23 protein-coding genes are annotated in these 23,092 nt (G+C 62.5%); 15 read left to right on the top strand and 8 right to left on the bottom strand.

Annotated features, from left to right (window positions below; genetic code table 11):
• The first annotated feature begins 146 nt into the window (after positions 1-146).
• The 4 genes from araD (at position 147) to BV911_RS04540 (ending at position 5,686) form a co-directional block, all read left to right on the top strand.
• Entirely contained in the window at positions 147-1,886 is a 1,740-nt protein-coding gene (gene araD, locus BV911_RS04525; RefSeq protein ID WP_086052403.1) for an L-arabinonate dehydratase, read from the top strand.
• A 24-nt stretch (positions 1,887-1,910) separates the two neighbouring features.
• Positions 1,911-2,810 (top strand): dihydrodipicolinate synthase family protein, encoded by a 900-nt coding sequence (locus BV911_RS04530; protein WP_086052404.1) that lies wholly within the window; start codon positions 1,911-1,913, stop codon positions 2,808-2,810.
• 187 nt (positions 2,811-2,997) lie between these two features.
• On the top strand, positions 2,998-4,524 hold the full coding sequence (locus BV911_RS04535) for an aldehyde dehydrogenase (NADP(+)) (protein WP_086052405.1): 1,527 nt from the start codon (positions 2,998-3,000) through the stop codon (positions 4,522-4,524).
• A 187-nt stretch (positions 4,525-4,711) separates the two neighbouring features.
• Positions 4,712-5,686 (top strand): 2-hydroxyacid dehydrogenase, encoded by a 975-nt coding sequence (locus BV911_RS04540; protein ID WP_086052406.1) that lies wholly within the window; start codon positions 4,712-4,714, stop codon positions 5,684-5,686.
• 40 nt (positions 5,687-5,726) lie between these two features.
• On the opposite strand, the gene BV911_RS04545 is transcribed toward BV911_RS04540, so the two are convergent.
• The 6 genes from BV911_RS04545 to hemP form a co-directional block, all read right to left on the bottom strand.
• The gene (locus BV911_RS04545; RefSeq protein ID WP_086052407.1) at positions 5,727-6,803 is read right to left on the bottom strand and encodes a DUF1513 domain-containing protein; all 1,077 of its coding nucleotides are present in this window, start codon (positions 6,801-6,803) and stop codon (positions 5,727-5,729) included.
• A 3-nt stretch (positions 6,804-6,806) separates the two neighbouring features.
• Entirely contained in the window at positions 6,807-7,793 is a 987-nt protein-coding gene (locus BV911_RS04550) for an imelysin family protein (protein ID WP_086052408.1), read from the bottom strand.
• Positions 7,790-9,367, bottom strand: coding sequence for a di-heme oxidoredictase family protein (locus tag BV911_RS04555; RefSeq protein WP_086052409.1), 1,578 nt, complete (start codon positions 9,365-9,367; stop codon positions 7,790-7,792). Before BV911_RS04555 ends, BV911_RS04550 begins: the two co-directional genes overlap by 4 nt.
• Before the next feature lie 189 nt (positions 9,368-9,556).
• Positions 9,557-10,828: an imelysin family protein gene (locus tag BV911_RS04560; RefSeq protein WP_086052410.1), complete on the bottom strand. Its 1,272-nt coding sequence runs from the start codon at positions 10,826-10,828 to the stop codon at positions 9,557-9,559.
• A 17-nt stretch (positions 10,829-10,845) separates the two neighbouring features.
• Positions 10,846-11,313, bottom strand: coding sequence for a hypothetical protein (locus tag BV911_RS04565; protein WP_086052411.1), 468 nt, complete (start codon positions 11,311-11,313; stop codon positions 10,846-10,848).
• Positions 11,314-11,323: 10 nt separating this feature from the next.
• Positions 11,324-11,491 (bottom strand): hemin uptake protein HemP, encoded by a 168-nt coding sequence (gene hemP, locus BV911_RS04570; protein WP_086052506.1) that lies wholly within the window; start codon positions 11,489-11,491, stop codon positions 11,324-11,326.
• Between the two features lie 391 nt (positions 11,492-11,882).
• Here hemP and phnC point away from each other — a divergent pair, with 391 nt between their 5' ends.
• The 4 genes from phnC (at position 11,883) to phnE (BV911_RS04590) (ending at position 15,922) form a co-directional block, all read left to right on the top strand.
• Positions 11,883-12,704, top strand: coding sequence for a phosphonate ABC transporter ATP-binding protein (gene phnC, locus BV911_RS04575; RefSeq protein WP_086052412.1), 822 nt, complete (start codon positions 11,883-11,885; stop codon positions 12,702-12,704).
• Positions 12,705-12,768: 64 nt separating this feature from the next.
• Positions 12,769-13,668, top strand: a complete 900-nt coding sequence (phnD, locus tag BV911_RS04580) for a phosphonate ABC transporter substrate-binding protein (protein WP_086052413.1) — start codon at positions 12,769-12,771, stop codon at positions 13,666-13,668.
• Positions 13,669-13,742: 74 nt separating this feature from the next.
• Positions 13,743-14,615, top strand: a complete 873-nt coding sequence (gene phnE / locus BV911_RS04585; protein WP_086052414.1) for a phosphonate ABC transporter, permease protein PhnE — start codon at positions 13,743-13,745, stop codon at positions 14,613-14,615.
• A complete protein-coding gene (gene phnE / locus BV911_RS04590) occupies positions 14,612-15,922 on the top strand; it encodes a phosphonate ABC transporter, permease protein PhnE (protein ID WP_086052415.1) in 1,311 nt (436 codons plus the stop codon). The genes phnE (BV911_RS04585) and phnE (BV911_RS04590) overlap by 4 nt, the downstream gene beginning before the upstream one ends.
• 96 nt (positions 15,923-16,018) lie before the next feature.
• On the opposite strand, the gene BV911_RS04595 is transcribed toward phnE (BV911_RS04590), so the two are convergent.
• Complete coding sequence (locus tag BV911_RS04595; RefSeq protein WP_086052416.1) at positions 16,019-17,212, bottom strand: alpha-D-ribose 1-methylphosphonate 5-triphosphate diphosphatase; 1,194 nt, start codon at positions 17,210-17,212, stop codon at positions 16,019-16,021.
• A gap of 55 nt (positions 17,213-17,267) precedes the next feature.
• The gene (gene phnF, locus BV911_RS04600; protein WP_086052417.1) at positions 17,268-18,002 is read right to left on the bottom strand and encodes a phosphonate metabolism transcriptional regulator PhnF; all 735 of its coding nucleotides are present in this window, start codon (positions 18,000-18,002) and stop codon (positions 17,268-17,270) included.
• Positions 18,003-18,098: 96 nt separating this feature from the next.
• Between phnF and phnG the strand changes: the two genes are divergently transcribed.
• Genes phnG through phnN form a run of 7 tightly spaced genes read left to right on the top strand, consistent with a single transcriptional unit; the run spans position 18,099 to position 23,089 of the window.
• Positions 18,099-18,554, top strand: coding sequence for a phosphonate C-P lyase system protein PhnG (gene phnG, locus BV911_RS04605; RefSeq protein ID WP_086052418.1), 456 nt, complete (start codon positions 18,099-18,101; stop codon positions 18,552-18,554).
• On the top strand, positions 18,554-19,114 hold the full coding sequence (phnH, locus tag BV911_RS04610; RefSeq protein ID WP_086052419.1) for a phosphonate C-P lyase system protein PhnH: 561 nt from the start codon (positions 18,554-18,556) through the stop codon (positions 19,112-19,114). The genes phnG and phnH overlap by 1 nt, the downstream gene beginning before the upstream one ends.
• Positions 19,114-20,229 carry a carbon-phosphorus lyase complex subunit PhnI gene (locus BV911_RS04615; RefSeq protein WP_086052420.1) on the top strand — a complete coding sequence of 372 codons (1,116 nt, stop codon included), beginning with the start codon at positions 19,114-19,116 and terminating at the stop codon, positions 20,227-20,229. The genes phnH and BV911_RS04615 overlap by 1 nt, the downstream gene beginning before the upstream one ends.
• Positions 20,226-21,095, top strand: coding sequence for an alpha-D-ribose 1-methylphosphonate 5-phosphate C-P-lyase PhnJ (locus BV911_RS04620; protein ID WP_086052421.1), 870 nt, complete (start codon positions 20,226-20,228; stop codon positions 21,093-21,095). Before BV911_RS04615 ends, BV911_RS04620 begins: the two co-directional genes overlap by 4 nt.
• Positions 21,092-21,862 carry a phosphonate C-P lyase system protein PhnK gene (gene phnK / locus BV911_RS04625; RefSeq protein ID WP_086052422.1) on the top strand — a complete coding sequence of 257 codons (771 nt, stop codon included), beginning with the start codon at positions 21,092-21,094 and terminating at the stop codon, positions 21,860-21,862. Before BV911_RS04620 ends, phnK begins: the two co-directional genes overlap by 4 nt.
• Before the next feature lie 4 nt (positions 21,863-21,866).
• Positions 21,867-22,550, top strand: coding sequence for a phosphonate C-P lyase system protein PhnL (gene phnL / locus BV911_RS04630; protein ID WP_086052423.1), 684 nt, complete (start codon positions 21,867-21,869; stop codon positions 22,548-22,550).
• Positions 22,547-23,089: a phosphonate metabolism protein/1,5-bisphosphokinase (PRPP-forming) PhnN gene (gene phnN / locus BV911_RS04635; protein WP_086052424.1), complete on the top strand. Its 543-nt coding sequence runs from the start codon at positions 22,547-22,549 to the stop codon at positions 23,087-23,089. Before phnL ends, phnN begins: the two co-directional genes overlap by 4 nt.
• Positions 23,090-23,092 lie beyond the last annotated feature (3 nt).

Consider the following 23,092-nt stretch of genomic DNA (forward strand, 5'->3'; position numbering starts at 1 on the left):
AACAGATTTTGGTAGTCAACACGGGCGTCTCACCGAAACTGGGGGAACAAGATTGACCTCTCAAAATGTATGCGAATACATTCAGGCAGATCCCCGCGCAGAACGCTTGGCGACTCGCGGCACTCAAACCCATGAAAGAGGGCGCTATGGCGAGCGAGAGAAAATCACCGGAAAGCTTGCGAAGTGCGCGGTGGTTCGCGCCCGACGATCTGCGCAGTTTTGGCCATCGGTCTCGGATGATGCAGATGGGCTATGCCCCCGAGGACTTCATGGGCAAGCCGATCATCGGCATCTTGAACACGTGGTCCGATCTCAGCCCATGTCACGCGCATTTCAAAACGCGGGTCGATGATGTGAAGCGCGGCGTCCTGCAGGCGGGTGGCTTTCCGGTCGAATTGCCGGCGCTGGCTGTGGATGAATCCTTCACTAAGCCGACCTCGATGCTCTATCGCAACATGCTGGCCATGGAGACGGAAGAGCATATCCGCTCGCATCCGATTGACGGGGTGGTGTTGATGGGCGGCTGTGACAAGACCACCCCGGGACTGGTGATGGGGGCGTTGACCGCAGGGGTGCCGATGATCTTCTTGCCCGCGGGGCCGATGCTGCGGGGCAATTATGCGGGCAAGATCCTTGGGTCCGGGTCGGATGCGTGGAAATTCTGGGACGAGCGCCGGGCCGGCAATATCTCCGATGAGCAATGGCTGGGGATTGAGGGCGGCATCGCGCGCTCGTACGGCACTTGTATGACAATGGGCACTGCCAGCACTATGACGTCGATCGTGGATGCCATGGGGCTGACCCTGCCCGGTGCGTCGTCGATTCCGGCCCCCGATGCGGGACATATCCGGATGTCGTCAGAATGTGGACGGCGCATCGTTGACATGGTTTGGGAAGACCTGACTCCGGACAAGATCGTCACCACTATGGCCATGCGCAATGCTGCCACTGTGGCCATGGCGACGGGATGTTCCACCAACGCCGTGGTGCATCTGTTGGCCATCGCAGGCCGCGCCGGGGTCGATCTGACCCTCGATGATCTGGACGCACTTGGCCGGACCAGCCCGTTGATCGCCAATGTGCGCCCCTCGGGCAAAGACTACCTGATGGAGGATTTCTTCTACGCGGGCGGCCTGCGTGCTTTGATGGTGCAACTGGGCGATAAGCTGGACCTGACGGCGCTGACCGTGTCTGGAAAATCTCTTGGGGAAACCTTGGCCGGGGCCGAGGTGTTCAACGACGATGTGATCCGCCCGCTGACCAATCCGGTCTATAAAGAGGGGTCTTTGGCGGTCCTGCGCGGCAATTTGTGCCCGGATGGGGCGGTGATCAAGCCTGCGGCGTGCGATCCGAAATTTTACAACCATGAGGGGCCCGCGCTGGTGTTTGACAGCTATCCCGAGTTGAAGGCCGCCATTGACGACGAGGATCTCGACGTCACGCCCGATACCGTGCTTGTGCTGCGCAATGCCGGGCCGAAGGGGGGGCCGGGGATGCCGGAATGGGGCATGTTGCCGATCCCGAAGGCCCTGATCAAACAGGGCCATCGCGATATGCTGCGACTGTCGGATTCGCGCATGTCCGGCACGTCCTATGGCGCTTGTGTCCTGCATGTGGCGCCGGAAAGCTATGTTGGCGGACCGCTTGCCTTGCTGAGGACCGGTGACATCATCCGCTTGGATTTGGCAAATCGCCGTCTGGATATGCTGGTGCCGGACGACGAACTTGCCCAACGCCGTGCCGACTGGGTCGCGCCCGCGCCGCGCTTTGGTCGGGGCTGGGGGTGGATGTTTTCCCAACATGTCAGTCAGGCTGATAAGGGCTGCGATTTCGACTATCTTGGGCATGACTTCGGGCCGGTCGCAGGTGAACCTGATATCTTTTAGACACATTCCACGGAGGCCACGTGCATGCCATTGACCCTTGATCAGGCGCTGACAGGAATTTCCGGAATTCTGGTGACGCCCTATGACGATGCGGGCGATATCGCGCCGGAAAAGCTGAATCCGATCCTTGATCGGGCGCTTGGGGCCGGGCTGCACATGCCGGTGGTGAACGGCAATACCGGTGAGTTCTACGCCCTGACCACGGCCGAAGCTTGCAGCATGGTCCGCGCGGTGGTGAGCCAAGTGGCCGGGCGCGCGCCGGTTCTTGCCGGGGTCGGGCGGGGCGTTCGGGATGCTTGTGTGCTGGCCAAGGCCTCGGCTGCGGCGGGGGCGACGGCGTTGATGGTGCACCAGCCGCCCGATCCGTTTGTCGCGCCCCGCGGTGTGGTGGCCTATCTCAGCGCGATCGCTGATGCCTCGGGCGGGCTGCCGATGATGCTGTACCTGCGCAATGATCAGGTCGGCACTGGGGCCATTGTGGATTTCTGCGCAGTACCGGGGGTCAAGGGCGTGAAGTGGGCGACGCCGAACCCAATGAAGCTGGCCGAGGCCAAGGCGGCGTGCGATCCGTCGATCATCTGGGTGGGCGGTTTGGCCGAGGTGTGGGCGCCGTCCTTTTATGCAGTGGGTGCCCGGGGCTTCACGTCGGGTTTGATCAATGTCTGGCCCGAGCGGTCCATCGCGATCCATGCTGCGCTTGAGGCCGGCAGCTATATGGCAGCGAACGCCCTGATCTCCGGGATGAAGGCGTTTGAGGATATCCGCGCGGAAGAAATGAACGGCACCAACGTGACCGGGGTCAAGGCGGCGCTTCAGGCGCTTGGCCGGGATTGTGGACCAACCCGGCCACCGTCGGCGTGGCCGCTTACGTCGGCGCAAAAAGCGCTGTTGGATGACTTCATCGCCGCGAACGGCCTCGTCTGACGCGCGGCGCGGGCCATTTTTTGCCCCGCGTCCCTGCCATTTGATTATCTTGGTTTTTATGCCGCTCTTGCGTTGGACAGTTCCAGTCATACATGGCAAGTCATGCGCCAGAGGACAGATCAATTCGCTGCGGCGATGACGTGCTCACGCCACCAATCCGGCTGGTGTACGGAAACAGGAGAAACAGATGCTCGATAACGTAAAATTCACCCCCCATGGGAAACATTTGATTGCAGGGGAATGGGTTGCATCCGACAAGACCTTTCCGTCCGAACCGGCAACCGGCCCGGTCCATCAATTTTCCGTCGGAACCGTCGATCTGGTAAACGCCGCCTGTGAAGCCGCCGAAGAGGCCTTTTGGACCTACGGTTACACGACCCGTGAAGAGCGCGCGGTGTTCCTTGATACCATTGCAGATGAAATCGACGCCCGCGCCGAAGCCATCACCGAAATCGGCTCGCAGGAAACCGGTCTGCCCGAGGGGCGTTTGCAGGGCGAACGTGGCCGGACCACCGGTCAGTTGCGTCTGTTCGCGTCCCATATCCGGGCCGGTGATTATCTGGATAAGCGCCATGATGCGGCCTTGCCCGACCGTGCGCCGCTGCCGCGCCCTGATCTGCGGATGATCCAACGGCCGATTGGCCCGATTGCTGTCTTCGGCGCGTCGAACTTCCCGCTGGCCTTCTCAACCGCGGGCGGCGACACCGCAGCGGCGCTGGCGGCTGGCTGTCCCGTCGTGGTCAAGGGCCACTCGGCGCATCCCGGAACGGGCGAGATCGTGGCCGAAGCGGTCCATGCTGCCATTGAGAAATGCGGTATGCCCAAGGGCGTGTTCAGCCTGATCCAAGGTGGCAACCGCCAAGTGGGTTCCTCGTTGGTGCAGCATCCGCTGATCAAAGCGGTGGGCTTTACCGGCTCGCTGGGCGGCGGACGCGCTTTGTTCGACCTCTGTGCACAACGCCCCGAGCCGATCCCGTTCTTCGGCGAACTTGGCTCTGTGAACCCGATGTTCGTACTGCCCGAAGCGACCGCAGCACGCGGCGAAGCCATCGGCAAGGGCTGGGCTGGGTCTCTGACCATGGGTGCGGGCCAGTTCTGTACCAACCCCGGAATTGCTGTTATTGAAACCGGCGCTGCCGGGGACGCGTTCGTTGCTGCCGCCAAAGCCGCTCTGGCCGAGGCCGGTGAGCAGGTCATGCTGACCAATGGCATCGCCAAGGCGTATCGCGATGGTCAGGAACGATTTGACAGCCGCAATTCGGTGACGCCGCTGCTGGCCAGCCAGAACGAGGGCCGCACGGCAAAGCCTGCGCTGTATGAAACCGACGCGGCAGCCTACCTGCAAGACCACGCGCTTGGGGAAGAAGTGTTCGGACCGCTGGGCTTGGTGGTCCGTGTCGACAGCGCCGAGGACATGGTCGCACTGGCTAAAGGGTTCGAAGGGCAGCTGACCGCGACGATTCACATGGATGACGGTGACGCCGCCTTGGCGCGCAAGTTGCTGCCAGTGCTGGAACGCAAAGCGGGTCGGGTGATGGCCAATGGCTTCCCGACCGGCGTTGAGGTGTCCGATAGCATGGTTCACGGCGGACCCTACCCGGCTTCGACCAACTTTGGCGCGACCTCGGTCGGGACCATGTCGATCCGCCGCTTCCTGCGTCCGGTTTGCTACCAAGGCATTCCCGAGGCGGTATTGCCTGAAGACCTGAAATAAGGTCGACACGGCAGATCGTTTGAACCCGTCCGCTGTTGCGGGCGGGTTTTTTTCTGGCGATGGCGGCTGGCTGAGAGCCGCCGTCGCAAACGTCCGGCATGCATCCGATCCTGCGGACCGCTTGCGCGCCCTGTGTTTTGCAACTGCCGCCGGATCGCCCCCCGGCTGACCCCGGAGGATCCGACCGATGACCAAGCCTGATGTAATGCTGCTGGCCAGCCAACGCCCCAATGCCATGGCGCAATTGGAGGCCAACTTTACCCTGCATCGCTGGGATTTGGCGGAAGACAAAGCTGCGATCCTTGCCGAGCATGGCGCGACATGCACCGCGATCGCCACGCATGGCCACGCGCCGGTGGATCGCGCAATGGTCGCGGCAATGCCAAATTTAAAATTGGTGTCCTGCTCGTCAGCGGGTTTTGACACATTTGATGTGACGGCGTTGGCCGAGCGCGGCGTGGCGTTGACGAATACCTCGTCGGCCCTTTGCGATGATGTGGCCGACACCGCGATCATGCTGCTATTGGGCGCGCGGCGCGGGTTGGTGCCGGGCGATGCCTATGTCCGCTCGGGAAGTTGGGGCCGGGAAGGTATGTTTCCGCTTCAGCGCAGCCTGAAGGGGCGCACGTTGGGCATTGTCGGCATGGGCACGATCGGACAGGCGATTGCGCATCGGGGCGCGGCCATGGGTCAGACGGTGCGCTACTGGAACCGACGCCCGAAAGACCTGCCATGGGCGTTTGAACCCGACCTGATCACCTTGGCCCGGGACAGCGATAACCTTGTGGTGATCGTCGCCGGGGGCGAGGGCACCCGGAACCTGATCGACGCTTCGGTCATGGACGCGCTTGGACCCGACGGATTGCTGATCAATGTAGCGCGGGGATCGGTGATTGATGAGCCCGCGATGATCGCGGCGTTAAGTGAAGGACGGCTTGGCGCGGCGGCGTTGGATGTGTTCGAGAACGAACCCAATCCCGACCCGCGCCTGACCGCTTTGCCCAATGTCACGTTGTACCCGCATCATGCCTCCGGCACCGTCGAGACCCGGGATGCGATGGCGCAATTGCTGGTCGACAACCTTGGCGCGTTCTTTGCTGGCCAGCCGTTGCTGTCCCCGGTGGATCTGTCGGCCTATGCTGTCCGGCCCAACGCCACATAATTCTTAGCGCTCACGTCTGACCGGTCCCCGCTGGAGCCGGTCAGGTGGTCAGGCTGACAAGATGATTGTCCCACGCCACATTGGCCCGGGACAGCAGGGTCGGAGTGCCGCCTTGAATGGCCAGCAGCCCGCCAAGACCATCGCTGGCCAAAACGCCGGTCCGGGTCGGAGCCAACCCGCAAATATCGCTGCGCGAGACCGGGCCGATAAAGGCCCCGTCATCGGCAAAGCGGTGAACCCGCCCGCCCTTGGGCGAGGTGATCGCCACCTCGGTGCCATCGCCGGCGAAGGCGACGCTTCCGGCATAGCCCTGCATCACCAGTTCATCGGCCAGCGGCGCGGCCGCCAACACGGGGGGGGCGCCGCGCCGGTGCAGGCCAAGCAGCGGTGTCGCGGCGTTCTCTGCACCTTCCCATTGCATCGCGAAGGCGACCAGCCCGTCGCGCCGAATGGCCAAATGCCGGATCGAGTTTTGCCACAAATCCGGTGACAGCTCGATCTGCTCTAGCAAAGTGCCGGTGGCATCCAGATAGCTGAGGTTCGACCGCATGGTCGGAACATTCAGCTTGGTCCGATCCGAGGGGTCGGTGGCGATGCCGCCATTCGCCACCACCAAGGTCTTGGCGTCCGGCATCAGGCGCAGATCGTGCGGGCCAATGCCGTGGGTCGAAACCTCGCCGATCCGGCGATAGCCCGACGCGACATCCCAGATTCCGATCACGCCGGCGCTGGTATCGCTGCGCTGCTCAGAGGTGAACAGCACCGCGCCGCCCTCGGCAAAGATGCCATGGCCGTTGAACTGGCGACCGTCGGGCGGGGTCAGGTGATGCAGCACCGATCCGGCGGCACAATCAATGACCAGCGCGAACGGACCGGGACGGCGCGCAAAAGCCACCGCTTCGGCCCGGCTTGGATGTGCCGCCCCGGCATGACCCCGCGCCGGAAGCGGCACCCGAAAGGTTTGCGCCCCGCCTTGATCCAGACCGAACAGGGCAAAGCGGCCATCCGGTTCACGGGCGGCGGCAATATAAGACGGGCTGCCCGCCGCGGCCCAGCCAAGACGCGGTGCGGCACTGGCCGCCAGCAGGGCCGCGAGAAACCTGCGACGCGAGGTCATGGCTCAGTCTCCGTCCTGCGAGTTGAAGCCCGGCGTGATGCCCAAAGGTGCCCCGATCTCGATCTCGATGGCGCCATAAAGGGCGCGTACGCGCTGCTGCAACACCTCGACCCGCAGCCGCGCCTGAGGATCGTCGAGATCCTGAAATGACGGGTCGGACACCCGGTCGGCTGCAAGCATGACCTGAGAGAACGCGGCATCGGTCTGCGGCAATTCCGGCCCGGCAAGCGCATGGGCCAGCCCTTGGGCAGCTTGCGCCGAAATCAGGACATTGCCCAGACTGCGGTCGCTGCGCCATGCTTCGGCCAGCTTTGGCCGTGGCCGCTCAAACGTGCCCATGGGACGGCCAAGGCGGGTGTCGGCAGTAAACTCAAGCCCGGACAGCAACTGGGTATAGAGCGCGCGAAACGCCTCGTCCGAACTGAGGTAGATGGTGTTGTCCGGCGCCCCGGCCCCGATCAGCACCTCGGCGTAATCCTCGGCCCAGCTTGTGCTTAGCGCATCTGCTTGCCGGTCCAGATCCGCAGTGATGGTTTGCACCAACCCGCAGGTATAGTCCCCGGCACCATAGGTGTTGAAGGCCGGATCGTAGAGCAGCATGTCCAGCGCAAAAAGGCCCCGGGCGGCAATCGACATCTCATGGTATTCGCTTGGGTCCAGACCGGTCGGGTCTTCCGTGTCGATCAGCCGTGCCAAGGTCCGTTGGGTAAAGCCCCGGTCGTCTGGCCAAAACGCGATGGACAGCGCCCCGGTTTCCGATGGCCCGATGCGCAGCCCGCTGACGCCCATCCACGTGTCGAACGCGGCCTGATAGGCGGGGGCGACGGCGTCACTGCGACAATCGGCAAGCGCGGTTTGGTGCAAGACCTGCGCCCCTTGCGCGAAATTTTCAAAGCTGGGCAGGATCAGGTCGTTGACTGCCCGCGCGGTATCGGCCGAGGCAGGCAGCGACAGCGGCGCAAGCGCGATCAGGACGGCAAGGTGTTTCATAGGCTCTCCAGATATCGGATCAGGGCATCCCGGTCGGTTTTGGGCATCTGTGCGACCGCATCCCGGGCGGGCTGCGCTTCGCCACCATGCCACAGGATCGCCTCCAGAAGACTGCGGGCGCGACCGTCGTGCAAGAAAGTGCTATGACCGCTGACTTGCTCCGTCAACCCGATGCCCCAAAGCGGGGCGGTCCGCCATTCGGTGCCGGTGGCGCGGGCTTCGGGCCGGTGATCGGCCAAGCCTTCGCCCATGTCATGCAGCAGCAGATCACTATAGGGCCAGATCAACTGAAAGCTTTGCTCCGGCTGGTCTTGCAGGCGGTTGGTGACAAATTTCGGGGTATGGCAGGCGGCGCAGCCGGCGGTGTAGAACACCTCTTTGCCGCGCAAAACCTGTGGGTCATCGGCATCGCGCCGGGCCGGCACCGCGAGGTTGCGGCTATAGAAGGTCACCAGATCAAGGGCATTGTCATCAACCTCGAAGCCGTTTTGGGCGCTGTCATCGCCATGGCGGGCCGACCGGCACGCGGCCTCTTGCGGGGTGCATTCGCCCCACGGGTCCGGAAAAAGCGGCGTCGAAATGCCGATATCGCCGGAAAAGGCGGCGGCGGATTGCTGCCTGACCGTCGGCGCACCGGCTTTCAGGCCGAACCGCCCCAGCATGGGCCGGTCGAATTCCACCGACCACACCCAATTTGCGCGCCCTGAAATGCCATCGCCATCGGCATCGTCGGGATCGGCAAGGGCCAGAATATCGGCTTCCGGGATCGCCTCCAGCAGGCCGAGGCCGATCATCTGCGGCGCGACACGCGGCGACAGCATGGCCTCGGGGTGCAGCGGGCCATAGCCGAGATCGGCGGCGCGATAGGTCGGGCTGCGCAGCACCACGGTCTCACCCTCTGACAGGGGAACCTCGATGTCCTCATAGGTGATGTCGAGGCGATATTCGGCCAGATGCCCGGGCGTTCCGAAATCTTGCAATTGCCCGCCATAGGTCGGGTCTGGAACGGTCGCGATGAAATCGGTGATCTCGGACATATTGGCCACGTCATGCGGGCTGCCCGGAATGGAAATCCGCAGAAACATCGACACAGCCGGGTCTGTCGGTCCCTCGGGCGGGTGGCCGCGTCCGTCCTTGATGTGGCAATTCTGGCAGCCGCGCGCATTATAGAGCGGGCCAAGCCCATCCGAGGCCAAGGTCGAGGACGGTGCCGCCACCCAGATTTTCCGGAACAAGCCGTTGCCGACTTTAAAATCCAGTTCCCGTTCAAAACTGATATTGGCTGACGGTTGCGAGAACGCGTCGGCATTGGTCCGCACCCGAACTGTGGCGGCCCCGCCGGGTAAGGTTTCAAACGCCTCGGGGGCCGAAAAGTCGGTGGTGGGTGCCGTCACTGCCGCGATCCGCGCGGTTTCTGCCGCTGTCCGTGGGACGACCGCCAGATGGGCGTCTGGTCCTGCCTGTGCGAGGGCTGTGCCGCAGGTCAGGCCAAGCAGGCCGACAAGGCACGTGATCCGGGGCCACAGGGCGGGCCGCGCAGCGGGTCTTGGGGGAAGCGTTCGAAGGGGGGGCATGGCGGGCATCTTCTAAGTTGGCATGGTCGCATGGCATCGACCGGCTAAAAATAGCGCAGCCATTCCCGACCAGAGTCAAGAATGACTGCATCCGCAGGAGGGGCTGCGGATGCATCTAGGCGATTGCCGCCTAGATGCTGTGGTCGGCGTGCGTCACGCGGTGGTGGGGAGGCCGCGTGCGCACACCGCTCACTCGAAGACAGCTTCGGGTTGGTCGAGGCTGTCCGAGCCTTCAAACGCGATTTGGTCCAGTCCCAGCGCGACGACGATCCGCTCAATTGTGCGGGTCTGGTCGATCAGACCATTCACTCCGCCCATGACCAACGCTTCGCCTTCGGCATTGCCCTGCTCAAGCATCATGTCATAGGAAAACCCGCCATCGGCAGCCGCTTTCAGATCGGACATGGCCGACATCGTGGCTTCCAGCTTGGACTGCATTTCAGCGTCCAATGCTGGGTCAACCTCGGCAGTCAGATCCGCCAGAGACGGGCCTTCGATCACAGAACCGTCCGGGCGCACATAGCGGCCAAGATAGGCGCTCTGAATGCCCAACGCATCGTAATAGTGGCTGTTGTGGGTGTTGTCGGAAAAGCAATCATGCTCTTCTTCGGGATCGTTCAGCATCAATCCCAGACGCATCCGCTCGCCGGCCTGCTCGCCATAGGACAGGCTGCCCATGCCGGTCAGGATGGCAACCAATCCGGCCCCTTCAGAGGTCAGGACGGTGTCGCGGGCTGCGCCATTCGGCGCCCATTGTGCGGCCATATATTCCAGATCGCTAACCAGAAGATCGGTGGCCGCGCGCAGGTAATCGGCGCGGCGGTCGCAATTGCCGTTGGTACAGTCATCGCCGGTTGCGAAGTCAGTATAAGGCCGCTCGCCCGCCCCGGGTCCGGTGCCGTTCAGATCCTGACCCCAAAGCAGGAATTCGATGGCGTGATAGCCGCGCGCCACGTTGGTTTCGATGCCGTCAGCTTCGTTCAGCGTGTCCGAGATCAACTCCGGTGTGATGCTGGTGGCGTCGATGCTTTTGCCCGCGATGCTGAGCGACGGGTTGGCGATGACGTTCAGCGCCGCCAGTTCATTGGCATCTGTAGGGCCACCATAGCTTGCGTCCACATAGTCGATCAGGCCTTCGTCCAGCGGCCACGCATTCACCATGCCTTCCCAGTCATCAACGATCGGGTTGCCGAAACGATAGACCTCGCTCTGCTGATACGGGACGCGGGCGTCCAGCCATGCACTTCGCGCGGCTGACAGCGTCTCTTCAGAGGGGGCATCGATCAGATTGTTGACGGCGGCCTGAAGGGTTTTGGCTGTGGTCAAGCTGTCGTCGTATTTCGCCGCGGCAATGTCGACATATGTGGTCAACACCTCTGTCTTGCTGACATCGGCTCCGGCTGCCGTTGCAAGGCCGAATGAAAGGGCCAGTGCGCTGGTGGCAAGGATGTGGTGGGTCATCAGAATATCGTCCTTTGTCAGTGATAGAGTGGTGAGGCCATGGGCCGGTCATAGGATCGCCCCGACAGGCGTTTGATCGATAGGCCCCAAAATTCGGCTAACGAGGCAAGGCTTGGGGCCATGTCGGCCCGAACCAGAAGGGTGGCAATCAGCACCGCATCTTCGCGGTCACCGTCGCTGGCGGCGGCGATGAACTGGGCGAAACAGGCCTCGTCCGCGCCCAGACATTTGCAGCAAAGATGGTGCCGCATCAGCGGGCGACGCCCAAGGCGGGCGCACAGCTCGCAGATCTGGTCCAGCGCTTGGGTGGCTTCGCGTCCGGCGTGGGGTCCCAGTGCCATCGTGAAGTCAGCGATCACCTGGGCCTGCGCCGCAGGACCGTCGTGCCACAGCCGAAAATACAGGACAGCCGCGGCTTCCACCGGGGGCAATTCGGCCAAATGGCCAACGGCGGCGACCCCACGCAAAGTGCGCTCTTGTGTCATGCTGCACCGGTCATTTGGTTAAGATCAACTTGCCCGCACGGGTGATGCGCAGGGTATAGGTGCTGGGACCGAGAATGATTTGTGCCAAAGTCCCGCCCGAGGTCAGGTCCTCTGCATGGTGGGTTGGCAGGGTATTTGCGTCGGCCGATCCGGAATGATTGCTGGCAGGAGCGGTCATGGGCGGCGCCCCACGCGACAGGGCTGTGGACCAAAAGCATTGAATGGGTTGAGCTGTTGTCGCGGTCTTTGCATGTCCCGTCTCCGTCCTGTGGCCATCCATACGCAATAACTGAGTTAATCAGTCGGGATTGTCAATCCGATACTTTTAGTCAGGTATGGCGAGGGCGATTGCGCGCTGTTCCCCGTCGCGTCGCGCGCCGGGATCGGTACGTCCTTCGGTACGTCCTATAGGCGTCGTTACGTCCGTGCGACGCGCAGAACACTGTCAACGTCCGCGCAGCATCGAAAGGTCCGGCAATCAGGCGCATTGTTACAATAACTTCGCCGTATCGATGCATAAATGACGAAAACCGCTGTCAGTGACCATCTCGACAAAGGACACGACAGACATGCTTCACATCACCCAACTGACCAAAACCTTCGGCGGCAAGACAGCCGTGGACAATGTGACGCTCGAGATCGATCGTCCGATGATGATCGGCATTATTGGTCGGTCTGGCGCGGGGAAATCGACCCTGCTGCGGATGCTGAATCGGCTGACGGATAGCACCTCGGGCGACATTCGCGTCGACGGCCAGGACGTGACCCATTTGCGCGGCAAAGCCAAGCGCCACTGGCAATCGCAATGCGCCATGATCTTTCAGCAGTTCAATCTGGTGCCGCGGATGGACGTGGTGTCGAACGTCTTGCATGGCACATTGAACCGGCACTCGACGCTGACGACGATGTTCAATCTCTATCCGAATTCGGACATCAAGCGCGCCATCGACATCTTGGATCGTCTGGGGATTGCCGAGCACGCCCCGAAGCGCGCTGAGGCCTTGTCCGGCGGTCAGCAACAGCGGGTGGCCATCGCCCGAGCCTTGATGCAGGATCCAAAGATTATTCTGGCCGATGAACCGATTGCCTCGCTCGATCCGATGAACGCGCAAGTGGTCATGGATAGCCTGCGGCGCATCCATGACGAAGACGGTCGGATGGTCATTGCCAATCTGCACACGTTGGACACCGCGCGGCGCTATTGCGACCGGGTCATCGGCATGTTGGCCGGGCGGGTGGTGTTTGACGGCCGGCCCGATCAACTGACCACTGGCGTTGCCCGCGATATTTATGGCGCGGATGCCTCGTTCTCAGAAGCGACGACATCCACCCAGATCGAAACCATCACCCGGGCCGAGGACCTGATCCGTCAGGCCGAAGCCACCCTGTAACCCCTCACCATTACCGTCTGTGTCCCGGTTGCGGGACATGGTTTGTTCAACAGGAGTAGATCCCTTGAAAACGCTTATTGCTGCCCTCGTCGCATCGACCGCTTTGGCCGGAACGGCCGTCGCTCAGGATACCATTTCCGAATTCCGGATCGGCCTGATGGGCGGAGAAAACGCGCAAGACCGTCTGGCCTCGAACGAGTGCTTGCGTGCCTATGCGGAAGACACATTGGGCGTGCCGACCAAGCTGTTTGCACCGGCCGACTATAACGGCGTGATCCAAGGCTTGATCGGCGGGACGCTGGACATGGCATGGCTGGGCGCGTCGGGTTATGCCGCCGTTTACCTGCAAGAGCCCGAGGCGGTCGACGTCGTTTTGGTTAAGACCAATCTGGACGGCACCTATAACTATCATTCGATCGGCTTTGCCCGCAAAGACAGCGGCGCGACCTCTCTTGAAGATGAAAAGGGCAAGGTCTTTGGCTTCGGCGATCCGAACTCCACCTCCGGCTACTTGATCCCGTCGGTCGAGATCCCGACCCTTCTGGGCATGCCGATGGAAGAGTATTTCGGTGAGGTCGTCTTTACCGGTGGCCATGAGCAGACCATCGTGGCGGTTGCCAATGGCGACATCGACGCTGGTGTCACTTGGGCCGATGGCCAAGGCGCATGGGAAGACGGGTATAACTCGGGCGCGCTGCGCAAGGCCGTGGATGCGGGCCTCGTCAACATGAATGACATGGTCGAGATCTGGAAGTCGAAGCCGATCCCGGAAGGCCCGATCGTTCTGCGTCAGGACCTGCCGGAAGACGTTAAGACGAAAATGGTTGAGCTGATGCAGGGCTTGCATTCGTCCGATGCCGAATGTGCCTACGGTGTTGCCGCTGGCGAGACCGCAGGTTTCGTGCCGATCAGCCATGACGCCTACGACTCGATCATCGCGGTGCGCAAAGCGTCGGCCAACTGATCGTACTCTTTTCGACCTGACTCATCGGGCCCCGGCAGTTGTCGGGGTCCGGTTCATTCAAGGATTCCGGTATAATGGCCGACGCAGTTTTTTCGGGGGTTCCCCCGATTCCCGCCTATGACAGTTATCTCAGCTTGATCCGCCGACGCAGGCTTTACAGCGGATTGCTGCTGATCCTGTTCGTCGCTGTGATGTCGGCGGGATTCTGGGTGGCGGATGATCGGAATGCCGGAGGGTTCATCAATGGATTCACCAGTATCCTGAACTTCCCCATGGATGTGGTGGAAGAGGCGTGGCGCAAGCGGGCGCTGATCCCCGGATTGTTGGTTGAGTATTTTCCGGCGCTGGTCGAGACCCTCAATATTGCTGCGGCGGGCACCATCATTGGTGCCGTGTCGGGCTTTGTGTTGTCGCTGCTGGCCAGCAGTGGCTTGGCACCGTGGCCGCGCATGATCGGGGTGTTCCGGCGCTTCATGGATATCTTGCGGGCGTTTCCCGATATCGTCATCGCACTGGTCCTGATCTATCTTCTGGGCGGTGGGCCGGTGCCCGCGCTGATTGCAATCGCGCTACATACCGCGGGCGCGCTTGGTAAGCTCTTCTCGGAAGTGAACGAAAACGTCGATCTGAAGCCGGTCGAAGGCTTGGCCTCGGTCGGGGCCAGCTGGGCTCAGCGGATGCTGTTCGGTGTGGTGCCGCAGGTCGCGCCGAACTACCTCAGCTACGCATTGCTGCGCTTCGAGGTCAACGTTCGGGCTTCGGCCATCTTGGGGTTCGTCGGCGCGGGCGGCATCGGCTATGAACTGAAAAATGCCATTACGTGGGGGCCGGGCAAATTTGATGCCGCCGCTGCGATCTTCCTGCTGCTGTTCCTGAGCATCGTCTTCTTCGATCAGATCTCCAGCTATTTCCGTGAACGTTTGACCCATGGCGGAGCCGCGCGATGACCGTTGCTGATATCTACACCCAGACCACCGGTCGTTTTTCGCGCCAGCGTCTGATGACCGCCGCGATCCCCCTCGGGGTTCTGGCGTATTTGGCCTATATCTTCGTGGCCTTCGACATTGGCGGGCTGATGGGCCGCCTTCGGGTCGATAATGTCATGACCCTGCTGTCAGACACCTACAGCTACAAAACCCACGTCACCCGCGACACCCGGACCGGGGACGTGACCGTCGCCATTGAAGGCGAGCGTCGTGGCACCTATGCGCCGGGGACCGAGCCAAGTTGGGTTTCAACCCTCGACGGTGTCACCACCGTCGGGCTGGACGCCGACAACATCGTCACCTTCGATGCCGACACGACCTCTTGGGACATCCCGGGCTATGGCTTGCTGACCGCCACACGGTCTGGTCGCGAGATCACCCTCAACCGCAATCCCGACACCTTGCCCGACTGGATCAGCTATTCCTCGGCCCGGGTGGATGTGAAAACCTCGGCCGGCCGCCTGTCCGTGACCCGAAACCGCACCGAGGTCTTTCGTTATGCCTTTGGCTGGGAATTATTCTGGTTCACATTGGATAGCCCCTATTACGGCCATAGCCTGTTTGCCTTGCTGTTCGGGCCGCAACTGGACCCGGCGCAGAGCAATCTGGTTGGAATGTGGGACGGGTTCTGGGGCAACGCCATGTGGCATCACGGCGAAGTGGCGTGGGCTTTGGGTGAAACCATTCTGATGGCCTTTCTCGGCACGTTCGGGGCCGCCATCATCGCGTTTCCGTTAGGGTTCTTGGCGGCGCGGAATTTTACGCCGCTGGCTGCCCTGCGCTTTTCGGTGCGCCGCGTCTTTGACTTCGTGCGCGGGGTCGACGGGCTGATTTGGACAATTCTGCTGTCGCGGGCCTTTGGTCCGGGGCCGTTGACCGGGACTTTGGCAATTCTGCTGACCGACACCGGGACCTTCGGCAAAATCTTCTCTGAGGCGCTAGAAAACGTCGACAACCGGCAGATCGAAGGGGTTCAGTCCACCGGGGCCAACGTGGTGCAGCGGTATTGCTTCGGGGTCATCCCGCAGGTGGTGCCGGTGTTGCTGAGCCAAGTGTTGTACTTGCTGGAAAGCAACACCCGCTCGGCCACGATTATCGGTGCGATCACCGGCGGCGGCATCGGTCTGCTGCTGACACAGGCCATCATCACCCATAAGGATTGGGAAGAGGTCAGCTATTACATCGTGTTGATCATCTTGATGGTGATGGCGATGGATTGGCTGTCTGGCGTCTTGCGGCGTCGGGTGATCTCGGGCCGGGCAGTTTGACCCGGCTTGGGGCCGATGGGGCGCAAGCGCGGCTACGCGCCTCTTGAAGATTTCCGGGGGCTTTCGGGGGCGGCGTTTCTGGAGATACACGCCTGATTACTCGGCTGCCAAGGTCGCGGCGGCGCTGCCGCCGGTCAGCCGGTCCGCCATGCTGCCGGACAGATAGGACCAGCGACCGCCCGCCATCGTGGCCTCGATCTCGCGGGTTTCACCGTTGATCACGACCAGATCGGCCCGTTTGCCGGGCTGCAACGTGCCCCGATCGGACAGGCCCATAATTGCAGCGGGCACGCGCGAGATCATCGCCCACGCCTGTTCCAACGGCATGAGCCCGTCATCCCGCAAGGCAAAGGCGGCGCGGGCCATTGCCGGATAGTGGCCATCCGATGCCAGTGCGTCGCACAGCCCTTCCATGATCAGCAGGCTGGCCGCCACATTGCCAGAGTGCGATCCGCCGCGCAGGACGTTCGGTGCGCCCATCAGCACGGGATGGCCAGAGGCCTTGGCTACCCGTGCCGCGGCGAAGGCGGTCGGGAATTCGCAGATGGCGGCCCCGATCATGGCAAAATATTCCCGGGTTTCGCCATCGCCGTCGTCATGGCTGCCATAGCGGACCCCCATGGCGTCGAACGCGGTGGCGAGGTCGCACAGATAGCGGGGAACCTCACAGGCGCGGTCTTTTGTGGCGCGTAGCATGGCCAGTTGCGCGTCGCCGCTTCGGCCTGCCCGGGCGGCCCATGCCTGAAACTGCTCCGGCGTCGTGCGGGCCATGGCCAGCGCCGCGTCCAGATGGTTGTTGAAGATCACGTAATCCACGCCATAGCGGCGGATGGCGGCCAAAAGTCTCGCCTTGGTGTCGACAGTGTAGGTTTCACAGCGCAACTGCACCCGCAGGTCGGTCAGGGCGCGGGGCTGATAGGCGTGATGTTCGGCCAGAACCGCTTCGGCAAACTCTGGCCCTCGGGGGCCGCCCTCCCAAGACCAGCTTTGCGCCAGCCACGCGGTAGTGATCCCGTGACGGGCCGCGTCCCGGTCGACAGCGGCCAGTCCTAGGGCGGCGGGCCGCGCGCCGTTTGGCCGGGCCGCAAGTTGATGTTCGAACGCATCGCCATGCAGGTCGATGATCCCGGGAAATACCCAATAGTCGGGTAAGTCGAGGACCGGTCCATAGAGCGAGGCGTTCAACGACGCCACGCGCCCGTTCTGGATACTGAGCATGCCGGGGCGAATGCGGCGATCCTGAAGAACCTGCGCGCCGGTCACGGTCAATGAAGTGATGGGCCGTTGCATACCTTGTGTCTCTGTCCTGGGTGTGCGGACAGGATGCCGGATCGTCGTGTCAGTCTTATGACGCCATGTCCTGTGGGGTGACAATCAAGGTCACGCGGTCGCCAGAAAACCACGAATGGCCGTATTCAATCGGTCGCCCCTCGGGATCGACATTGATGGCGACCGAGCGCAGGATCGGGGCCTGTTCTGGAATACGCAAGTGAAGGGCCTGCGTGGCGCTGGCGGCTTTTGCGGTGAGGCGGGTTTCGGCCCGAGTATAATCCGCGATGCCGTGGCGGGACAGGGCGGCGGTGACCGATTGGGTGTCGCGCAGCGAGTCCAGAAATCCGGGGAACCGTGCGGCGGGAAACACACTTCGAAACAGTGCGATGGGCTGGTTGTCGGCCAATGACAGGCCTTCATAGACATGTACGTCGGCCGGTTCTTCTGGCGCGGGGTTCAGGCCAAGGACCGTCCTTTCGCGGGCATCTGCAGACCGGGTTTCCAAGGTAAGAACGGTGATCGCCGGCACCCGCCCCGCAGCCGTCAGGTTCTGCGTGAACCGGGTCCTGCGGCCGATGGGATAATCGGTGGGGGTGGCGGCGACGAACACGCCGGACCCGCGGCGAGCGTGGACCAGCCCTTCGTCAGCCATGGCGCTGAGGGCTTGCCGGACCGTGTGGCGATTGACCCCAAAGCGCGCCGCCAAAGCCGCCTCGGTCGGAAGTTTGTCGCCCGAGCCATAGCGCCCGGCCGCAATGTCTTGTGTCAGGCTGATGCGGATGGCGGACCAGATCGGGGTGCGGGCCATGGGTTTATAAAACTTTCACATGAAGCGGGATTGCCAGAGGCGGGGCGTCTGCGTATGATTTGTCTAGTTGTATAGTTAAGATCACAAGGTGTCTAGATGAACCCTGCATCCGATCCAACTTCCGCCAGACAGGCCTGGATGAGCCTGCTGGCCAAGGCCCCCGAGGACGGGCTCGCCAGGCTTTGGTCGGCGGCCGGGCCGGAGCCGGCGCACCGGGTCTTGCGCGCCCCGGAAACCGGCGCCGTCATGGTGCGGGGGCGGGCCGGGGCCGTCGGGGCCGCGTTCAATCTGGGCGAGATGACGGTGACCCGTTGTTCGGTCCGGCTGGAGGATGGGACGGTCGGGCATGGCTATGTGCAGGGGCGCAGCAAGGCCAAAGCAATGACGGCTGCACTGGTCGATGCGCTGATGCAAACCGCTGCGGCGCCGGTGCTTGAGCAACAACTGTTGCAACCGCTCCGTGCGGCTTTGGCCGAGGCCGCGGCGGCCCGGTCTGCCCGTGCAGCGGCCACCAAGGTTGATTTCTTTACGATGGTGCGGGGCGAGGACTGATGCAAACCCAATCGCTGGATGGCGGCTTTCACAATGCTCCGATCGAGGCAGCATATGCCTTTCGCGCCGTGATGCGGGCCATGGCCTGCCCGGGAACAATCGTCACGCTGGCCGGCGCCGAGCCGCCCGCGCCGCTTTCCCGAGCGGCAGGGGTCGTGGTGCTGACCTTATGTGACCCAGAAACGCCGGTCTATCTGGCCCCAAGCCGGAACACGGCTGCGATCCGCGACTGGATTACCTTTCACACTGGTGCGCCCTTGGTTGCGGCGGATCGCGCCGCCTTTGGGCTCGGGCTGTGGTCTGAACTGGGGCAGGGCGGGTTCCCTCTTGGTACGGCTGAGTATCCTGACCGCTCGGCGACACTGATTGTCGAACTGCCCCAACTTGCTGCCGCAGGGGCGACCTTGCAGGGACCGGGAATCGAAACCAGCGCCGAATTATCGCTTCCCGAAATTGCCGCCTTTCAGGCCAATGCCCGGTTGTTTCCCCGCGGGCTCGACTATCTCTTTACATGCGGCGACCGCCTTGCTGGTCTGCCGCGAACCACAAAGGTGCGCTGATGTATGTCGCGGTTAAAGGCGGTGAACGCGCCATCGATAATGCCCATGCATGGTTGGCGGAAGACCGGCGCGGCGACCCGGAGGTTCCGGAATTGTCCGTGGCGCAGATCCGCGAACAGATGCGCCTTGCGGTCAACCGGGTCATGGCGGAAGGGTCGCTGTATGATCCAGACCTCGCAGCGCTGGCGATCAAGCAGTCCCGAGGCGATCTGATCGAGGCGATTTTCCTAATCCGGGCCTATCGCACCACGTTGCCGCGCTTTGGCGGGTCACGCCCGGTCGATACCGGCACCATGGCGTGCGACCGGCGAATTTCGGCGACGTTCAAGGATGCGCCGGGGGGGCAGGTTCTCGGGCCGACATTCGATTACACGCACCGGTTGCTGGATTTTAAATTGGCCGCCGAGGGCACGGTGCCGCCGGCGCCGACCGCCGATCCACTGCCGGAAACCGCCCCACATATCATGGGGTTTCTGGACCGAGAGGGGTTGATCCAATCCGAGCCAGAGGGGCCCGACACCCCGCCCGATCTGACCCGAAGCCCGCTGGAATTGCCGGCCGAACGGGCGTTGCGGTTGCAGGCATTGGCCCGCGGTGACGAAGGCTTCCTTCTGGGGCTCGCCTATTCGACGCAGCGCGGCTACGCCCGAAACCACGCTTTTGTCGCCGAATTGCGGATCGGCACGGTCGCGGTTGAGATGGATATCCCGGAACTGGGCTTCGCCATCGAGATCGGCGAGATGACCCTGACCGAATGCGAAACCGTCAACCAGTTCACCGGGTCGAAGACCGAACCGGCGCAGTTCACCCGTGGCTATGGCTTGGTGTTTGGAATGTCGGAACGCAAGGCGCTGTCCATGGCGCTGGTTGACCGGGCTTTGCGGTGGAAGGAACTGGGCGAGGATGACAGCGGCGCACCGGCGCAAAATGCCGAATTCGTGCTGTACCATTCGGACAACATCCAAGCGACGGGATTTCTAGAGCATATCAAACTGCCCCATTACGTCGATTTCCAGTCCGAACTGGAATTGGTGCGGAAATTGCGCGCGCAGACAGCCGCGGGGGGCGTCACAGCCACCGCGACAGCAGCGCAGGACTGTGAGACAGGATCATGAGCGATTACAATTTTGCCTATCTGGACGAGCAGACCAAACGCATGGTGCGGCGGGCCATTCTGAAAGGCTTGGCCATTCCGGGGTATCAGGTGCCCTTTGCCAGTCGGGAAATGCCGATGCCCTATGGTTGGGGGACGGGCGGGGTGCAGGTCACAGCCGGAATTCTGACACCTGACGATTGCTTGAAGGTCATTGATCAAGGTGCCGATGACACCACGAACGCGGTCTCGATCCGGCGGTTCTTTGAGAAGACCGCCCAAGTCGCCGTCACCGAAAAAACCAGCTTGGCCAGCGTGATCCAGACCCGACACCGCATTCCCGAAGAGCCGCTGCATGACGGGCAAATCCTTGTCTATCAGGTGCCAATCCCGGAGCCGCTGCGCTTTTTGGAACCCTCAGAGGTGGAAACCCGAAAGATGCATGCATTAGAGGAATACGGGCTGATGCAGGTTAAACTTTACGAAGATATCGCCCGGCACGGCGCCATCGCCACCGCCTATGCGTATCCGGTCAAGGTTGAAGGGCGCTATGTCATGGACCCGTCTCCGATCCCGAAATTCGACAATCCCAAGCTGTCCATGGCTGCGATCCAATTGTTCGGTGCCGGACGCGAGCAGCGCATCTATGCGATCCCGCCGTTCACCAACGTGGTCAGCCTCGATTTTGAAGACTTCCCGTTTGACCCCAGCAAGGCCGACCACGCCTGTGATTTGTGCGGTGCGAGCGACAGCTATCTGGATGAACTGATCATCGATGACGCGGGAGGGCGCATGTTCCTATGTTCTGACACCGATTATTGCGCCACCCGCTGCGCCGCCGGAGAGGTCGGGGCGCAACGCATGACTTTGACGGAGGGCGCGGCATGACCCCGTTGCTGCAAGTGGACGGGCTGGCAAAATCTTATGGCCCGCGCATTGGGTGTGCGAACGTGTCGTTTGATTTGTTCCCGGGTGAAGTGATGGGCATTGTCGGCGAAAGCGGGTCGGGAAAATCAACCTTGCTGTCCTGTCTGGCCGGGCATCTGACCCCGGATCGGGGGGCCATTCGGTTCGATACCCGCGAACACGGCCTGCGCGATACCGGCGCCATGTCCGAAGCCGAACGGCGGATGCTGGGCCGCACCGATTGGGCCTTCGTGCATCAACATGCGCGCGACGGCTTGCGGATGTCCGTCAGCGCGGGCGGCAATGTCGGTGAGCGGCTGATGGCCGTGGGTGCGCGGCATTACGGCGACATTCGCGCGGCGGCGACCGATTGGTTGGGCCGCGTCGAAATTGGCGCGGACCGGATTGACGATCGCCCAACGACGTTTTCAGGCGGGATGCAGCAGCGGTTGCAGATCGCGCGCAATCTGGTCACCGGCCCGCGGTTGGTCTTTATGGACGAACCCACTGGCGGCCTTGATGTCAGTGTGCAGGCCCGGCTTCTGGACTTGTTGCGGGGATTGGTCCGCGAAATGGGCCTCAGCGCCATCATCGTCACCCATGATCTGGCGGTGGTGCGGCTGTTGGCGGATCGTTTGATGGTGATGAAAGACGGTCACGTGGTGGAAGCCGGTCTGACCGATCAGGTGTTGGACGATCCCCAACACGCCTATACCCAGCTTTTGGTGTCCTCGGTCCTTCAGGTTTAAGCGCATGATTTCTGTTGAAAATGTCTCAAAGTCCTTCACGCTGCACAATCAGGGCAGTGCGGTTATTCCGGTGATGCGGGGCGCCAACTTGCAGGTGGCGTCGGGCGAATGCGTGGCCCTTGTCGGTGCCTCTGGTGCAGGAAAATCCACCCTGATGCGGATGATCTATGGCAATTACCTGACGGCGTCTGGCCGCATCCGGGTCGGCGATCTGGATGTGGCAAGCGCCGCCCCGCGCCAGATCATTGACCTGCGCCGGACCACCTTGGGCTATGTCAGCCAATTCTTGCGGGTCTTGCCCCGCGTGGCGACCCGCGACGTGGTGGCCGACCCGCTGCTTGCAACGGGGGTGCCCCGCGCCGAGGCCGTAGCACGGGCCGAAGACTTGCTGACATTGCTTAATATTCCCAGCCGGTTATGGGGGCTCAGCCCGACGACGTTCTCGGGTGGTGAACAGCAGCGCGTGAACATCGCCCGGGGCTTTGCCCATGCCTATCCGGCGTTGCTGCTGGATGAGCCGACGGCCAGTCTGGACCCGGCCAATCGGGAAATTGTGCTGGACCTGATCGCTGGTGCCAAGGCGCAGGGGGCGGCGATCATCGGCATTTTCCACGATCAGGACGCCCGCACCCGTCTGTGTGATCGTAGCGTCGATGTCCGGGCCTTCACGCCCGAGGTGGCGGCGTGACGGGGCGGTTCATCGCCATTGTTGGCCCGTCTGGCGTTGGCAAGGACAGTGTCATGGCCGGATTGGCGGCGCGCTGTGACCGATTGGTTCTGGCACGCCGGACCATCACGCGCCCGACCGACGCCGGGGGCGAGGCCTTCGACGGTGTGACCGACGCGGCCTTTGATGCGCAGCTAGCCGCGGGCGGGTTCGCGCTGCATTGGTCTGCGCACGGCCTGCGCTATGGCATTCCCGTTACGGTTGATGCCGATCTGGCCGCGGGCCGAGATGTCGTGGCCAATCTGTCCCGGTCGGTTTTGGTGCAAGCGCAGGCCCGGTTCGATGCCTGCGTGGTGATCGCGCTGACCGCCTCGCATGCGGCGCTGGATGCGCGCCTGCGCGCGCGGGGCCGGGAAACTGCGCCGGATATTGACCGCCGCCTTGCCCGGTCTGAATTTTCGCTTCCCGCCAGCGTGCACGCCCACGCTATTGCCAATGATGGTCCTTTGGACCGGACGATCGATGCAGTTGTCGATCTGCTTTACCCCGCCGGGCGCTGACCG

Source organism: Pseudoruegeria sp. SK021 (assembly GCF_002119405.1).
GTDB lineage: Bacteria > Pseudomonadota > Alphaproteobacteria > Rhodobacterales > Rhodobacteraceae > Meridianimarinicoccus.

Excerpts from the sequence above, each read along its gene's own strand:
- araD (WP_086052403.1), top strand. The coding sequence starts at position 147 with ATGGCGAGCGAGAGAAAATCACCGGAAAGCTTGCGAAGTGCGCGGTGG.
- BV911_RS04530 (WP_086052404.1), top strand. The coding sequence starts at position 1,911 with ATGCCATTGACCCTTGATCAGGCGCTGACAGGAATTTCCGGAATTCTG.
- BV911_RS04535 (WP_086052405.1), top strand. The coding sequence starts at position 2,998 with ATGCTCGATAACGTAAAATTCACCCCCCATGGGAAACATTTGATTGCA.
- BV911_RS04540 (WP_086052406.1), top strand. The coding sequence starts at position 4,712 with ATGACCAAGCCTGATGTAATGCTGCTGGCCAGCCAACGCCCCAATGCC.
- BV911_RS04545 (WP_086052407.1), bottom strand. The coding sequence starts at position 6,803 with ATGACCTCGCGTCGCAGGTTTCTCGCGGCCCTGCTGGCGGCCAGTGCC.
- BV911_RS04550 (WP_086052408.1), bottom strand. The coding sequence starts at position 7,793 with ATGAAACACCTTGCCGTCCTGATCGCGCTTGCGCCGCTGTCGCTGCCT.
- BV911_RS04555 (WP_086052409.1), bottom strand. The coding sequence starts at position 9,367 with ATGCCCCCCCTTCGAACGCTTCCCCCAAGACCCGCTGCGCGGCCCGCC.
- BV911_RS04560 (WP_086052410.1), bottom strand. The coding sequence starts at position 10,828 with ATGACCCACCACATCCTTGCCACCAGCGCACTGGCCCTTTCATTCGGC.
- BV911_RS04565 (WP_086052411.1), bottom strand. The coding sequence starts at position 11,313 with ATGACACAAGAGCGCACTTTGCGTGGGGTCGCCGCCGTTGGCCATTTG.
- hemP (WP_086052506.1), bottom strand. The coding sequence starts at position 11,491 with ATGACCGCTCCTGCCAGCAATCATTCCGGATCGGCCGACGCAAATACC.
- phnC (WP_086052412.1), top strand. The coding sequence starts at position 11,883 with ATGCTTCACATCACCCAACTGACCAAAACCTTCGGCGGCAAGACAGCC.
- phnE (WP_086052414.1), top strand. The coding sequence starts at position 13,743 with ATGGCCGACGCAGTTTTTTCGGGGGTTCCCCCGATTCCCGCCTATGAC.
- phnE (WP_086052415.1), top strand. The coding sequence starts at position 14,612 with ATGACCGTTGCTGATATCTACACCCAGACCACCGGTCGTTTTTCGCGC.
- BV911_RS04595 (WP_086052416.1), bottom strand. The coding sequence starts at position 17,212 with ATGCAACGGCCCATCACTTCATTGACCGTGACCGGCGCGCAGGTTCTT.
- phnF (WP_086052417.1), bottom strand. The coding sequence starts at position 18,002 with ATGGCCCGCACCCCGATCTGGTCCGCCATCCGCATCAGCCTGACACAA.
- phnG (WP_086052418.1), top strand. The coding sequence starts at position 18,099 with ATGAACCCTGCATCCGATCCAACTTCCGCCAGACAGGCCTGGATGAGC.
- phnH (WP_086052419.1), top strand. The coding sequence starts at position 18,554 with ATGCAAACCCAATCGCTGGATGGCGGCTTTCACAATGCTCCGATCGAG.
- BV911_RS04615 (WP_086052420.1), top strand. The coding sequence starts at position 19,114 with ATGTATGTCGCGGTTAAAGGCGGTGAACGCGCCATCGATAATGCCCAT.
- BV911_RS04620 (WP_086052421.1), top strand. The coding sequence starts at position 20,226 with ATGAGCGATTACAATTTTGCCTATCTGGACGAGCAGACCAAACGCATG.
- phnK (WP_086052422.1), top strand. The coding sequence starts at position 21,092 with ATGACCCCGTTGCTGCAAGTGGACGGGCTGGCAAAATCTTATGGCCCG.
- phnL (WP_086052423.1), top strand. The coding sequence starts at position 21,867 with ATGATTTCTGTTGAAAATGTCTCAAAGTCCTTCACGCTGCACAATCAG.